Genomic DNA, 14,239 nt, shown 5'->3' on the forward strand with positions numbered 1-14,239 from the left:
GATGTGCGAGCAGGCACGACCATCGGCGACTTGGCTCCCTACGATGCTTTTGCCATTGGTGGCGGCAACTCGGTGCGGGGCTTTTTTGAGGGGGGTATCGGTTCCGGTCGCAGCTTTGCTACGGCAACCGCCGAGTTGCGTTTCCCCCTTTTTGACCCGGTGGGAGCCGTGGTTTTCGCCGACTACGGCACTGATCTGGGCAGTGGAGCTGCGGTGGCCGGCAATCCCGCAGCGGTGCGCAACAAGCCGGGCAGTGGTTTGGGGCTGGGGGTCGGCATTCGCATCCAATCTCCCTTGGGGCCGTTGCGCATCGACTACGCCATCGGGCAAGGTGGAGCCGGCCAAGGTCAACTGCACTTCGGCATTGGCGAGAAGTTCTGACTTGGCCGTGGATCGGCTGCCGGCTTGCTATGGTGGGAGCAGGTGCTCGTAATGGAAGCAACCCATGAAACAGCAACTTGGCCAATCGTTCCGCGGCGGATCCCTGGCGCTCCTGCTGGGCCTCAGCTTAGCCCTGGCAGGGTGTGGGCAACTGGCGCGGCTGGGCATCGGCACAACCCCCATCGCCACCGTAGAGCAAAATCCCTCCCGCTACACCGATGTGTATATCCGCGGTCGCGTGGTCAACCAGATAGGGGTGTTCGGCCAGGGCGTGTATGAGATCCAAGACAACAGCGGCTCCCTCTGGGTCATCACCGGCAAGGGGCTGCCGGCCATGAACAGCACAGTGACCGTGCGCGGCAAGGCCCAAGAGGGGATTGTGGTGGGGGGACGCAGCTTCGGGGTCTCGTTGGTGGAAGCAGAGCGCTTCTAGCCTGCCCCCAAAGCCAACATGGAAACGCGGCCTGCCAAGGTTTTGGCAATCTGCTTCAAGGCCCGGGCTGAAGCCGACTCAGGTTGGCCGATGACAATAGGCGTACCCATATCTCCCCCTTGGCGCAGGGCGATTTCCAGCGGGATCCGCCCCAGCAGCGGGACACCAAGCTCGCGGGCCGTGGTCTCTCCCCCTTCTGAGCCGAAAATATCGTACTGGCGATCCGGCAGGTCGGGCGGGATGAAGTAGCTCATGTTTTCCACAATGCCCAGGATGGGCACCCCCAACTGCCGAAACATGTTCAAGCCCTTGCGGCTGTCCAGCAGGGCCACCGATTGGGGCGTGGTGACGATCACAGCTCCTGCCAGCGGCACTGCCTGCACTAGGGTCAACTGAGCATCGCCGGTGCCGGGGGGCATATCCACAACCAAGTAGTCCAACTCTCCCCACTGCACCTGATAGAGAAATTGCCGGATCACCCCGTTTAACATTGGCCCCCGCCAGATCACCGGCTGATCCCGTCCCACCAAGAGGCCCATCGACACCATCTTGACGCCGTAATTTTCCAAGGGGAAGATGTCTTCGCCGCCATCTTCCCGTTTTTGCACAACCAGAGACCGATCCTGCAGGCCCAGCATCAGCGGCACATTGGGGCCGTAAATGTCGGCATCCAGCAGCCCCACCCGCGCTCCACTTTGGGCCAGCGCCACCGCCACATTTACCGACACCGAAGTTTTGCCCACTCCCCCCTTGCCGCTGGAAATGGCGATGATGTTGCGCACACCGGGGATGGACTGGCGATTCGGCAGGGAAGGGGAACGGGGGGTTTCTGCCGTTACCGTAACATCAATGGCTTCGATGGGGGTCAACCGGCGGATGGCAGCTTTGCACTCCTCGACAATGAATTCCCGCAAAGGGCAGGCCGGCGTGGTCAGCACCAGGGTAAAGGCCACTCGCCCAGGCTCGACGCGAATATCCCGGATCATGTTCAGTTCCACCAGGCTGCGGCGCAGCTCCGGATCTTGAACAGGGCGCAACGCTTCAAGGATGGCAGCAGCATCAAGGGTGGAGGTGGTCATGGAATCGGAAGGCTCAGCGGGTCAGTCCATATTTCACTCTAATCGGTTTTTCTCGGGTTCTCGTCGGCAGGGAAGGACAGCTCCAAAACTGGCTGCCGCTCTAGCTCTGCCGAAACAAGCTGACTTAGGCTATCGGGGTCGGAAGGCGACACTCTTGAACGGGTGAGTGAAGGAGAACGATCGTGCAAGCACTGGTCATGGGAGTTGGTTTGTGGTTAGGGCTGACGTTCTTGGCGCAGTTGATCCCTCTGCTGGAAAAGAGGGGATCCCGCCGCCTCTCAATCGGGGACGAGCGCCGGGCCATGCCAACTCTCTTTTCTGACTCGGCCTGGGATCTCTTCTGCCGTTACTTTTCTCGGTCACCCTACCTGCCTTGTGCGGTGAGTCCTCTGGGCCCCTGCCGCTGCCCCCACCACGCTGCGCGTCCAAAAGATGCTGCCTGGGCGTTCTGTCCACAACAAGAATAAACTGTGGTCTGTTCTCGTGCCGGTATCTCAGGAAATTCAAGGAATTGGTTGTGAAGCCAGGCAAAAGTATGGAAATCCGTCCTGCCACCGCCTTAGATGTGCCCGTTTTGTTTGACCTCATCTGCGCCTTGGCCGAGTACGAGAAGCTGAGCCACCTGGTAACGGGATCCGCTGATCTGTTGCGCCACTATTTGTTTGGCCCAGAGGCTTTGGCCTCGGCGTTGTTGGCAGAAGTGGAGGGGCAAGCGGTGGGATTTGCCCTCTACTTCCGCAATTTTTCCACGTTCCTGACCCGACCAGGGATTTACCTTGAGGATCTGTTCGTGTTGCCGGAGTTTCGCGGCAGAGGCATTGGCAAAGCGCTCTTGGCACGGGTGGCTCAGGAGGCGGTGGCCAAAGGATATGGGCGGCTGGAGTGGATGGTTTTGGATTGGAACCAGCCGGCGATTGAGTTCTATCGACGCATGGGTGCCCAGCAACATCCCGAATGGATTCTCAACCGCGTGGTGGGTGCTGATTTGGAAGCTTTGGCTCGGCTGGCTGAGGATCCCTGTCGATCTTGAGCAAGCTCCCCTCTGTTACAGACGCTAGCATTCGTGACATCCTCCCGGCGCTCGTCCTACGGACAGAGCGCGGGCTTCCCTTGGCGTCAGCGGGATGGAGTCTTTACCTCGCGGTTGGGTATTCCTACCCCACGCCACTTGTCTAGGTCTACGACCCCCGACAGAACAACTGGACAGGTGGTTTCCCTTCCCCAGCATTCCTGGGTACTAAAAAGATAATGGTATAGCATGCAGGGATCCATGTATCCCGACGCTAACCCTGCGGGTAGAGCGCGGGGCTTGTTGCCCCCGCACCCCCGTTGGTTAAACATTAGGTTGCCCAGGAAAGGGATCCCAGCGGCACTCACGTTGTATTATTGGCTACTTCAGCCGGCAGGTCGAGCCTCTTTTGGGGAATCGGGCTAGATTGGATCCCACTGTTGATTTCTGCTGTCCACTTCTAGGGTTCTGGCGGCATGAGTTCTCCGGCCATCCAGTGGTATCCCGGCCATATTGCCAAGGCAATTGGCCAGTTGCGGGAAGAGTTGCAGCGGGTGGATGCAGTCATCGAGGTGTTGGATGCGCGGATCCCGTTGGCCAGTCGTCATCCTGAGCTGGGCCGGTGGCTGGGGGAAAAACCTCGCCTCCTGGCTCTGAACAGGGCGGACTGCATTGAGGCTGGGGATCTGAAAGCTTGGCAGGAGTATTTTTTACGGCAAGGGATCCCTGTCTATCCCACCAATGGCCGCTCAGGAGAAGGGGTGAATCGCCTCAAGCAGGCGGTCTTGCAACTGGGGCAATCGGTCAATATGCGGCGTCAACAGCGGGGAATGCGACCGCGGGCCGTTCGGGCGGTGGTGGTGGGCTTTCCCAATGTGGGCAAATCTGCTTTGCTGAATCGACTGTTGGGGCGGCGGGCAGCTGAGAGCGCAGCACGTCCTGGGGTGACGCGGCAACTGCGGTGGGTGCGGCTGGGGGGAGAGTTGGATCTGTTGGACTCGCCGGGCATCATACCGCCCTCTCTGCCGGATCAACAGGCGGCCTCTCTATTGGCCATCTGCGATGACATCGGCGAAGCGGCCTACGATCCCGAACGGGTGGCGGCCCACTTTTTGGATCAAGTGCTGAGGGTGCAGCCCCAAGCCGGATCTCTCTTGCAAAAGCGCTACGGTTGGCCGGATCCGATCCCTCCCGGTGGTGCCGCAGTGCAGGAGTTGGCCGAGCGGCGGTATCAAGGGGATCCCCAGCGGGCGGCACGGCAAGTTCTCAACGACTACCGCAAGGGCTTGCTGGGGCCGCTGGCCTTGGAACTCCCTCCCAAGGCTTGAGCCCCTTAGAAGAAATCACGAAAGAAAGTCACGTTGTTGCTATGCCCACGGCAGGGAAACCGCTGCTGTGGGGCGTTGACTTTTCCCGAAACTGTCTACACTTGTCCCCAACCGGGATCCAGCCTCTGTTTCCAAGGCCGATACACCTTGAAGTAGACAACGGAACCCACTTGTCTGGCCAAGGCTTTGATGCAAGTGTCTCCACCCATACAGCGCTGGCAAACGGGATGGTTCACCTGCAGACGATTGAACCCCCGCCGCAGCGCACAGGCCGGTTGGCCCCGCAAAATCTCGGCCAGGGATCCCCCCAGCGTCACTTGCCCCAGCGGGATTTGCCCTTCATAGTCCTTGCAACAGGGCACCACCGTGCCGTCGTAGAGGATCCCCGCCTGACCGGAAGCGCCATTGCAGTATCCCCAGCGAGCTGGGATTACCCGGTCTGTCTCCACGTTGCCCCAACTGTCCAAGGGAAACGTTTCCAAAACCAAGCGGGGATGGATGCGGATCTGCTGCCAGCGGCCCGGTCGGTAAGTAGCAATCTGGGCTTCTACCCAATCGAGAGCCGGTGCATCCGGGATCCCTTGCAAAGCTCGTCTGGCCCAAGCCGAGAGCTGAGCGCGCATCTGCTGTGCAGAATCGATCACCGAAAGAGCCTTATGCGGCACCAAAAACGGGTGGGGGCTAGTATCCAGGAATTTGAGATGCACCTGCGTAGGGCTGGAGGAGCGCAAGTGCACCTGCAGAAATTGGGTAATCCCAGCAAAGTAGCGCTCCGGCGTGAGGCGGGGAGGTGCTCCGCGAATGCTGAAGGTGACTGGATCGGGAGTTTGCAGGGAAATGGTTAGCTTAGCAAAGGGGCTGCGGTTCAGCTTTTCAATGTGCTCCGGCCAGAGGGCAAAGGTGCTGCCGTTGCTGGTCAGGTGCAGGCGAAGGCCAAGCTCAGCGGCCCTGCGAATACCCTCGAAAAGGTATGGGTAGAGCAGCGGCTCCCCCATCAGGTGAAAAGCCATCACGCGGGCCAGCCCTGTTGCCGCTACTTCCTCCAAAATCTGCTCCAGCAGAGCGGGCTCCATGTGCCCCCGCCGCCGTTGCATGATCCCATCTGGACAAAACTCGCACTTAAAGTTGCAAACGTTGGTCACCTCTATGTGCAGGCGTTCCAGTTGGGGAATAACAGCAGACATTAACAGCAGACATAGAGAGGGCCGGAACAAGTCGAGGGCAAATAGCGGATCCCCCACAAGCGCTAGGTAGTGATACGCTGTTTATCAGGTTAGATCCGGAGCGGAGCCATCGCAATGCTGAAATGCACCACTCGCCACGTCCACATTTTTGCCGGTGAAGTTACTGCAGACAACAACTTCGTGCCCCGCGACGACCTGTTTACCCTCGATGTGGATCCGGACAACGAGCTGGTCTGGACTGATGCTGCCCTGCAAAAGGTCTATGCCCGTTTCGAAGAGTTGGTGGAAGAATACCGGGGGCGAGACTTGACCGAGTACAATATCCGCCGCATTGGGTCTGACCTGGAACATTTCATCCGCTCCCTGCTCAAGCAAGGGGAGATCGCCTATAACCTGCAGGGGCGTGCCCCCAACTTCAGCATGGGCTTTCCCCAGATCCCTGCTGAAGAAATTGTCGGCCAATACATCCCCAAGGGCTAGCTCTTTGCCGGTTCTGGACAGAGTTTTTGATTGTTCTGCATCTAAGGCTTTTACCCATCTGATTGTCGGAGCGTTTCCCCATGTCTGGAGAACCCACCCCCGAGGCCGCTGCTGCCGAGAAACCCGCTGAAGCTGCCAAGCCTGCTGCTGAGGATTCCCCCAAAGCCGCTGCGAAAAAAGTTGCTAAGGAAGAAAAGCCCTTCGAGCAACAGATCACGGAAGAGGTGATCCCGGCAGCCATTGCGGCTTTTCAAAAGCGTGGGGTCAACGATCTGGAGCTGCGCCTGGAAGGCAAGACGCTGGTCGGCGCGTTTGCAGGAGGCAAGAAGCAATTTAGCGTGCTGTTTGCTGAGGGATCCTTGAATGGCCGCAAGTTCTTCCGCTGTACCACCGAAGGATCCCCGGCCAGCACCATCGAGTCTTTTATGATCGACGAGCGGCGCGTGGATGTCAACCTATTCGTGTTTTATTTGGTGCAGCGCCTTTACGCTCAGCAGTGGTATTGAGTTCGCGTGACCTTGAAGGATCCCTGCCTGAGGAACGGTGCTCATGGATCCCATGTGAAAAACGTTCTGGTTTGGCAAAGCCGGGATCCATCCGGCCCCGTTCTCTGGCATGCCTAGATCCTAAACAGGGTACTTCGGTTGCTGCTTTCTCGGAAGATGAGCTGCACACTCGGATCGAAGAACGGTGCCCATATGCCGGGGTCAACCGTTCATAGCCGTTTCAGGTTAGGGTAAGACGCCTGGGCTATTGAGAAAAGCCTTCTGGCCTTGTGCATTATCGCTCCGCAACGCTGACGCGACCAACGTTTTGAGTGGGGGTGCAGGGCCCTAGTTTGAATCAAATGACCCTAATTCCGTAGAGAGCTGCTCCCGTAGATCAGGTTCCTGAGCAAATGGCGCCGCTTGAGCCTGAACCCAGTCTGCCCAGAGGTTATCTAAAGTGAGGATCCCTAATTGCAGGGATCCCTTGCCATTGGGAGGGATGTTCTGTCGAGGCCAAAAAGATTATCGTTTGTAAAGAAAGCTAAGGCGGTGCTACGGGAGGTCTCGAAATGTACATCGTGCAGATTGCGTCTGAATGCGCCCCGGTTATCAAGGCGGGGGGACTGGGGGATGTGGTGTACGGCCTCAGCCGCGAGCTGGAGGTGCGGGGCCACTGTGTCGAGCTGGTTTTGCCCAAGTACGACACGATGCGCTACGACCAGATCTGGGGTTTGCACGACGCCTATCGCGATCTCTGGGTGCCCTGGTACGGGGGAGCCATTCACTGCTCGGTGTACTGCGGCTGGGTGCATGGCCGCCTTTGCTTTTTTATTGAGCCCCACTCGGGCGATAACTTCTTCAATCGCGGGTGTTATTACGGCTGCCCGGATGACAACATGCGTTTTGCTTTTTTCAGCAAGGCGGCTCTAGAGTTTCTCCTACAAAGCAACAAGCGCCCCGACATCATCCATTGCCACGACTGGCAGACAGGGTTGGTACCGGTGCTGCTGTTTGAGATCTACAAGTACCACGGCATGGGAAACCAGCGGGTGTGCTACACCATTCACAACTTCAAACACCAAGGCTTTGGCGGCCCAGAGATTCTTTGGGCTACCGGCCTCAACCGCGAACCCTACTACTTCCACTACGACCGTTTGCGCGATAACTTCAACCCCTTTTCTCTCAACTTTATGAAGGGGGGAATTGTTTTTTCCAACTTTGTCACTACGGTCTCTCCCAATCACGCGCTGGAGGTGCAATTTGGCGACTACGGCTATGGACTTGGCCATACCCTCTACTTGCACCGGCACAAGTTTCGCGGCGTTTTGAATGGCATCGATTACGACATTTGGAACCCGGAGATCGACCGCTTTATCCCCGTGCGCTACACTGCTCAAACGCTGGAAAATAAAGCTAAAAACAAAAAAGCTCTGCGGGATCGGCTGCTACTGCAGGATGTTGACAAGCCTATCGTGGCCTATATCGGGCGATTGGACGAGCAAAAGGGCGTGCATTTGGTGCATCATGCCATCTACCGCTCCCTGTTCAAAAATGCCCAATTTGTTCTGCTGGGATCCGCTACGGAGCGAGGGATCGGCGCTTGGTTTGCCCACGAGAAAAGCTACCTCAACAACAACCCCGATGTTCACATTGAGTTGGGCTTTAACGAAGAACTTTCCCACCTTATCTATGCGGGGGCAGACATCATCGTAGTGCCCAGCCACTACGAACCCTGTGGACTCACCCAGATGATTGGCTTGAAGTATGGCACAGTTCCGGTGGTGAGAGGAGTGGGTGGCCTGGTGGATACCGTCTTCGACCGCGACTACGATCCCCACAAATTGCCCGAGCAACGCAACGGCTACGTCTTTTATCACACAGATCTAGCTGCTTTGGAGTCGGCTCTGGATCGGGCCATCGACCTTTGGTACACCGCTCCTGACCAGTTCCGTCAACTGCAGATTCAAGGCATGAGCTACGACTACTCCTGGAACTATCCTGGCAAGGAGTATCTGGAGATCTACGACTTCATTCGTCACCGCTGAGCCCAACAGCGATCCCCAGCGATCCCAGCTCTTGACCCCAAGGACGAAATGCTGGACGATAGGTAGCAATCTTGGGCTTAACCTTCTCTACAGATTTGCTGCTGAGAAGGGCAAGTCTGCTCCGTTATCTTTCCCTGTCTGTAAGGATCCCCGGCTGCCATGGGTTATCTCGCCTTGGTACTCCACGCGCACCTGCCGTTTGTGCGCCACCCTGAGCAAGACTTTGTGCTGGAGGAAGAATGGCTCTACGAAGCCATCACGGAGACCTATGTGCCGCTGCTGCACATGTTCGAGGGGCTACAGCGAGATGGCATCGACTTTCGCTTCACCATGTCCCTGACGCCGCCCTTGGTGTCGATGCTGCGGGATCCCTTGCTGCAGGAGCGCTACGACCACTACCTAACCAAATTGGAAGAGCTGGCCCAGCTGGAGTACGACAAAAACGCCACCAACGGCCACATTCGCTACCTGGCGGAGCACTACATCAAGCAGTTTGCCATGGTGCGGGATCTCTGGGAGCGCTACGACCGGGATCTGGTGCGAGCTTTTAAGCAGTTTCAAGACAGCGGCAACCTGGAGATCATCACCTGTGGGGCTACCCACGGCTACCTGCCCTTGATGCAGATGTACCCTCAGGCAGTCTGGGCGCAGTTGATTGTAGCTTGTGAGCACTACAACGAGCACTTTGGCCAATGGCCGCGGGGGATCTGGCTGCCGGAATGCGCCTACTACCAAGGGCTGGAGCGGATGATTGCCGATGCCGGCCTGCGCTACATGATCACCGACGCCCATGGTCTTCTCTACGCCAAGCCCCGGCCTCGTTACGGCATGTACGCCCCTATTTTTACCGAGACCGGCGTCGCCGTTTTCGGGCGGGATCACGAGTCTTCGCAGCAGGTGTGGTCGGCAGAGGTGGGCTATCCAGGGGATCCGGTTTACCGCGAGTTCTACAAAGACCTAGGGTATGAGGCCGACTACGAGTACATCAAGCCTTACATCATGCCCAACGGCCAGCGGAAAAACACCGGCATCAAGTACCACCGCATCACCGGGCGCAACCTGGACCTGGGGCAAAAGCAGCTTTACGACCCCTATTGGGCGCGGGAGAAAGCGGCAGAGCATGCGGGCAACTTTATGTTCAACCGCCAGCGGCAAATCGAATATTTGTACAGCGTCATGGGCCGCCCGCCGCTGGTGGTGGCCCCCTACGATGCGGAGTTGTTCGGCCACTGGTGGTACGAGGGCCCTTGGTTTTTGGATTTTCTCATCCGCAAGAGCTACTTCGACCAAAACACCTACCGCATGACTCACCTGGCGGAGTACCTGCGGGAGAACCCCACCCAGCAGGTGTGCAAACCTGCCCAGTCCAGTTGGGGGGCGCGCGGCTTCCACGAGTACTGGCTCAACCCCACCAACGCCTGGATCTACCCCCACCTGCACAAGGCTACCGAGCGGATGATCGAGCTGAGCCGTCGCGAGCCTGCCGATGACCTAGAATGGCGGGCCTTGAACCAGGCGGCGCGAGAATTGCTACTGGCTCAATCGTCTGACTGGGCTTTTATCATGCGCACGGGGACGATGGTTCCCTATGCAGTGCGCCGCACCAAGTCCCATCTGCTGCGCTTCAACCACCTCTACGAGAAGATCAAAGAGGGTCAGTTTCGGCGAGAAAAAGCCACCCCTGAAGAGGAGCAGTGGCTGGCCAAGGTGGAATACATGGACAACATCTTCCCCAATATCAACTACCGGGTTTACCGACCCCTCTAAGCCGGTTGGGCAGGTCTGGAGGGTGCCTGCTTCCGACCGCCAGAGACACCAGAGGCAGAAGTTTCCGGCTACCCTCCTTGAGGGGATCGAACTACCCCAGGGCAGGAGGGATCCTCCGTTCGTTGCGCTGATCCCAACCTTCCTCTCCTTTTGGGAAAGGGGCAGGAGTCGCTCGTGTTGGCCTCGCAGAGCGCTCAGGGAGCGTTTTAATCTGGCTTGTTCAGTAGCCCCGATATCCCCGAAGACTCCCTGCTGCTGGGGCCCGCCTTCCCCAGCCGAATGGTCAGGCCGTCGGTTCTAGAGCTTGGTGCCGCACTCGGCGCAAAACTTGTGCAGGGTGGGGTTTTTGGTGCCGCAATTGGGGCAGTAGATCAGCTCGGCGGCTTGTTCCAGTTGCCGCTTCTCCGGCAGCCCGATCATCTGATAGTTAGCTTTGCCGGCAGGCACCATCGGGTAGCAGTTTTCGTCCCGCTTGACCACAAAGTCGGCCACTACCGGCCCCTCGTGCTTGAGGATCTCCTGGATGGCATCTTCCAGTTGATCGGGGTGATCGACGCGGATCCCTTTTACCCCAAAAGCCTCGGCTAGCTTGACAAAATCCGGCATTCCGGGAGACATATCCGAGTGGGAGTAGCGCTCGCCGTGGAAGGCCTGCTGCCACTGCCGCACCATGCCCTGCCAGCCGTTGTTGATGATGGCCACTTTGGTGGCAATGCCGTACTGAGCCACTGTGCCCAGCTCTTGCATGTTCATCTGGAAGCTGGCATCGCCACTGATGCAGATGACTTCTTCGTGAGGCAGGGCTACCTTGACTCCCATTGCCGCGGGGAACCCGTAGCCCATGGTGCCCAGCCCAGAACTGGAGATCCATTGGCGCGGCCCGTTGCGCAGAAACTGCGCCGCCCACATCTGATGCTGGCCAACATCGGTGGTGTAGTAGGCGTGGGGAGCATGACGACGAAAGGCATCGATCACCTGTTGGGGGGCAATCACGCCTTCGTAGCTGGGCACCTGCAGGGGATAGTCCCGCTTCCAGCGCTCGATCCGATCCAGCCAGGCCTGAGTTAGGCCTGGAGTAGAAGGCATTTTGCTCAGTTGAGCCAGCATCTCCACCAGAACAGTGCGCACATCCCCTACAATCGGCACATCGGGCGCACGGTTTTTGCCCACCTCGGCTGGGTCGATGTCGATGTGAATGACTTTGGCGTGCTTGGCAAATTCATCTAGCTTGCCGGTCACGCGATCGTCAAAGCGGGCCCCCACCGCAATGAGCAGGTCGCACTCGGTGACGGCGAAGTTGGCATAGGCCGTGCCGTGCATGCCCAGCATCCCCACCGACAGGGGATCGTTCTCATCGAAAGCCCCTTTGCCCATGAGGGTGGTGGTCACCGGGATCCGATAGGTGTGGGCCAGCTCGGCAATTTCGGCGTGGGCACCGGAGATGATCGCTCCACCTCCCACATACAGCAAGGGCCGTTTGGCCTGCAGGATCAGCTTGGCCGCCGCATGGATTTGCCGTGGGTTGCCTCGCACGGTGGGCTTGTAGCCGGGGATGTTGATCTCGCTGACAGGTTGATAGTCAAACTCTTCCAGGCCCACATCTTTGGGGATGTCGATCAGCACCGGCCCGGGCCGCCCTGTCCCGGCAATGTGAAAAGCCTCTGCCACGATCCGAGACATTTGGCGCGGATCCCGTACCACGTAGGAGTGCTTCACAATGGGCAGGGTGATGCCAAAGATGTCCGTCTCCTGGAAGCCGTCGGTGCCGATCAGATGGCGAGGTACCTGCCCGGTGATGACCACCATCGGTACAGAGTCCATCATGGCGTTGGCAATGCCCGTCACCAGGTTGGTCGCCCCTGGGCCAGAGGTAGCAAAACACACCCCCACCTTGCCAGTGGCGCGAGCATATCCGTCGGCGGCGTGGGCAGCCGCTTGTTCGTGGCGTACCAGGTAATGTTTGAGCAGCCCCTGAGACTCGGCTTTGTACAGCTCGTCGTAGATGGGGAGGATGGCTCCCCCCGGATAGCCAAAGATGTGTTGCACCCCATGCCGGTGCAGGCTGTCCACCAACGCATATCCACCAGTCGCCACGGTGTCTCCTCCCCACTGAGATGACCGAACGTCAAACGCCCGCTCTCAGGAGCGCCAGCGCAGACAGGGTACTGGCCAGAAGTTGGCCAACTTTGTATTCAATTCTACAGTCTAGCAGTGGTTTGCTTTGGAATCGCTTAGGCTTTCACGGTCGGCTAAAGTAACACTGGGGATCCCTAGGGATCCTCGCCGGAGTGTTGAGAGTGCCCTATCCATGACTGGAGAGCCAACCCCCATTGACCCCGGGCCGGAGCGGTCTCAGGGCAGCTTGCTGCTAGCTGTGCCCATCCTCGGATCCCCGCACAGTGCTGTGGGATCCCGACAGTGGCTGGTATGGGGAGCGCTGGGGATCTTTCTGGTGGGTCTGGGGTTGCGCCTGTGGCGGCTGGACGAGTTCCCGGCACCTGTGTTCGATGAGGTGTACTTCCCGGAGTTTGCCCAGAACTACCTGGATGGCAAGCCTTTTTACGATGTGCATCCCCCCTTGGGCAAGTACTTCATTGCCCTTAGCATTCAGGTGTTTGGCCGCAACGAGTGGGGATTCCGCTTCGCCACTGCTTTTTGCGGATCCCTGATCCCTCTGTTGCTGACCGGTTTAGCCTACCGCCTCACCTACCACGTGGGCTTTGCCCTGTTGAGCGGGGCTTTGCTGCTGACTGATGGGGTGTTTCTGGTGGAATCCCGCTTTGGCCTGATCAACGTGTATCTGGTAGCCTTTGGGCTGGCAGCGACCATTCTGTTGCTCAGAGGTCTAGAAGACCAAGGTTGGCGACGGGCTGCTCACTTTGCTTGCTCCGGGATCCTGTTGGGGGCGGCAGCTTCGGTGAAGTGGAATGGCCTCTGGTTTACCTTCATGTTTGCTCTGTTGGGGATCCTCGTCTGGGGGGTAGTCTGGCTGCGCCCGCAGTGGATCCCACGGTTGGGCATTTTGATCCAGATTCGTCATCTGCGCTGGTGGCACTATGTGTTTTGCTTCGTCCTCGCTCCGCTGGCCTTTTATGCCATTCAGTGGATCCCGCACCTGCAGCTGAATCCCCAACAGGGACTAACTCTGGATTGGAGCTGGACGGGCATCCAGAATTATTTCCGATCCCTGGTGCTCATCAACCAATCCATCTACGGCGGCCACATGGCAGCCCACCTGGTGGTGAACGAAGAGACCCCTGTTCACCCCTACTGCTCCACCAGCTTGCGATCCCTGGTGGCTTGGTTCCCGGCTTTGCGTCCTTGGCTGACTACGCCCTTGGCCTCGGCAGGAGCTTGGTCCTGGCCAATTCTGGGCCGCCCCGTGGCCTACTACTTCAGCAGTCAGGGCAACCTCTGGCAAGCTGTTCATGGCGTGGGCAATCCTTGGCTGTGGTGGCTGGGGACGGGATCCATCTTGGTGCTCGTCTGGCGAGGGATCCGCCGCTTTCACGGTCTCGAAGCCTTCATTTTGATCGGCTATGCGGCCAATTACCTGCCTTGGTTTAGGGTCAGCCGCTGCGTTTTTATCTACCACTACATGAGCGCCCTGGCGTTTAGCACCCTAGCCCTGGCTTGGTTGGTGCTGCTGGGCTGGCAGAGCTATCGCCGCTTTTGGCGCGGGGCGAGCATCACGGCGGTGGCCTTGGTTTTGGCGTCCTTTGTCTTCTTTTTCCCCGTTTGGCTTGGCCTGCCCCTCAGCCCAAGCGGATTTTACGCCCGCATGTGGTTTCGCTCTAGCCCGGTGCCGCTGTTCTGTTTCAGCCCCCAATCCTGCCAACAGCCCCCGCTGCACCTGCCGCCCATCCCCGGCTTGAACTGGATCTAAGGGAGGCATGGTAAGCTTTGTGAAGTTTGTTTCGTGAAATGCGGCGCTCCGTTACCGAAAGATGGAGCGAGGTTCGCGAAACCCTTGTGGTGGAGGTAGTGGAAACGTCATGGCCCGATCTTGCCCGAGTTCTGCCAACTCTCCCCGCCGTCCACTGGC

General features: G+C 58.5%; 12 protein-coding genes and 1 pseudogene. 10 read left to right on the forward strand and 3 right to left on the reverse strand.

Features of this window, described 5'->3' with window-relative positions:
- Both NW837_RS07170 and NW837_RS07175 read left to right on the forward strand, forming a co-directional pair.
- On the forward strand, nt 1-381 hold a 381-nt coding region (locus NW837_RS07170), incomplete at its 5' end, for a BamA/TamA family outer membrane protein (RefSeq protein ID WP_414330219.1).
- 64 nt (nt 382-445) lie between these two features.
- Nucleotides 446-814 (forward strand): hypothetical protein, encoded by a 369-nt coding sequence (locus NW837_RS07175; RefSeq protein WP_414330220.1) that lies wholly within the window; start codon nt 446-448, stop codon nt 812-814.
- Here NW837_RS07175 and NW837_RS07180 read toward each other — a convergent pair.
- The gene (locus tag NW837_RS07180; RefSeq protein WP_414330222.1) at nt 811-1,893 is read right to left on the reverse strand and encodes an Mrp/NBP35 family ATP-binding protein; all 1,083 of its coding nucleotides are present in this window, start codon (nt 1,891-1,893) and stop codon (nt 811-813) included. The genes NW837_RS07175 and NW837_RS07180 overlap by 4 nt on opposite strands.
- 302 nt (nt 1,894-2,195) lie before the next feature.
- Here NW837_RS07180 and NW837_RS07185 point away from each other — a divergent pair, with 302 nt between their 5' ends.
- The 3 genes from NW837_RS07185 to ylqF all read left to right on the forward strand — a co-directional run bounded on the left by NW837_RS07185 (nt 2,196) and on the right by ylqF (nt 4,230).
- On the forward strand, nt 2,196-2,360 hold the full coding sequence (locus NW837_RS07185) for a DUF6464 family protein (protein ID WP_414330238.1): 165 nt from the start codon (nt 2,196-2,198) through the stop codon (nt 2,358-2,360).
- A 68-nt stretch (nt 2,361-2,428) separates the two neighbouring features.
- Nucleotides 2,429-2,923 carry an N-acetyltransferase family protein gene (locus NW837_RS07190; protein ID WP_414330224.1) on the forward strand — a complete coding sequence of 165 codons (495 nt, stop codon included), beginning with the start codon at nt 2,429-2,431 and terminating at the stop codon, nt 2,921-2,923.
- Nucleotides 2,924-3,378: 455 nt separating this feature from the next.
- Nucleotides 3,379-4,230 carry a ribosome biogenesis GTPase YlqF gene (ylqF, locus tag NW837_RS07195; protein WP_414330227.1) on the forward strand — a complete coding sequence of 284 codons (852 nt, stop codon included), beginning with the start codon at nt 3,379-3,381 and terminating at the stop codon, nt 4,228-4,230.
- 95 nt (nt 4,231-4,325) lie between these two features.
- On the opposite strand, the gene NW837_RS07200 is transcribed toward ylqF, so the two are convergent.
- Nucleotides 4,326-5,414: a radical SAM/SPASM domain-containing protein gene (locus NW837_RS07200; protein ID WP_414330230.1), complete on the reverse strand. Its 1,089-nt coding sequence runs from the start codon at nt 5,412-5,414 to the stop codon at nt 4,326-4,328.
- 114 nt (nt 5,415-5,528) lie between these two features.
- On the opposite strand from NW837_RS07200, the gene NW837_RS07205 reads away from it, so the two are divergent.
- From NW837_RS07205 to NW837_RS07220, 4 genes are all read left to right on the forward strand, one after another.
- The gene (locus NW837_RS07205) at nt 5,529-5,894 is read left to right on the forward strand and encodes an NAD(P)H-quinone oxidoreductase subunit M (RefSeq protein WP_011432289.1); all 366 of its coding nucleotides are present in this window, start codon (nt 5,529-5,531) and stop codon (nt 5,892-5,894) included.
- Between the two features lie 80 nt (nt 5,895-5,974).
- Nucleotides 5,975-6,400 carry a DUF2996 domain-containing protein gene (locus tag NW837_RS07210; protein WP_414330231.1) on the forward strand — a complete coding sequence of 142 codons (426 nt, stop codon included), beginning with the start codon at nt 5,975-5,977 and terminating at the stop codon, nt 6,398-6,400.
- Between the two features lie 551 nt (nt 6,401-6,951).
- Nucleotides 6,952-8,427, forward strand: a complete 1,476-nt coding sequence (gene glgA, locus NW837_RS07215) for a glycogen synthase GlgA (protein WP_414330233.1) — start codon at nt 6,952-6,954, stop codon at nt 8,425-8,427.
- 159 nt (nt 8,428-8,586) lie between these two features.
- Nucleotides 8,587-10,194: a glycoside hydrolase family 57 protein gene (locus NW837_RS07220; RefSeq protein ID WP_414330234.1), complete on the forward strand. Its 1,608-nt coding sequence runs from the start codon at nt 8,587-8,589 to the stop codon at nt 10,192-10,194.
- Between the two features lie 297 nt (nt 10,195-10,491).
- Here NW837_RS07220 and ilvB read toward each other — a convergent pair.
- Nucleotides 10,492-12,291: pseudogene (gene ilvB, locus NW837_RS07225) on the reverse strand (biosynthetic-type acetolactate synthase large subunit); the annotation flags it as partial.
- Between the two features lie 211 nt (nt 12,292-12,502).
- On the opposite strand from ilvB, the gene NW837_RS07230 reads away from it, so the two are divergent.
- The gene (locus NW837_RS07230; protein WP_414330236.1) at nt 12,503-14,080 is read left to right on the forward strand and encodes a phospholipid carrier-dependent glycosyltransferase; all 1,578 of its coding nucleotides are present in this window, start codon (nt 12,503-12,505) and stop codon (nt 14,078-14,080) included.
- The last annotated feature ends 159 nt before the right edge of the window (nt 14,081-14,239 follow it).

The sequence above is a fragment of the Synechococcus sp. R6-10 genome, assembly GCF_047461815.1.
Taxonomy (GTDB): domain Bacteria; phylum Cyanobacteriota; class Cyanobacteriia; order Thermostichales; family Thermostichaceae; genus Thermostichus.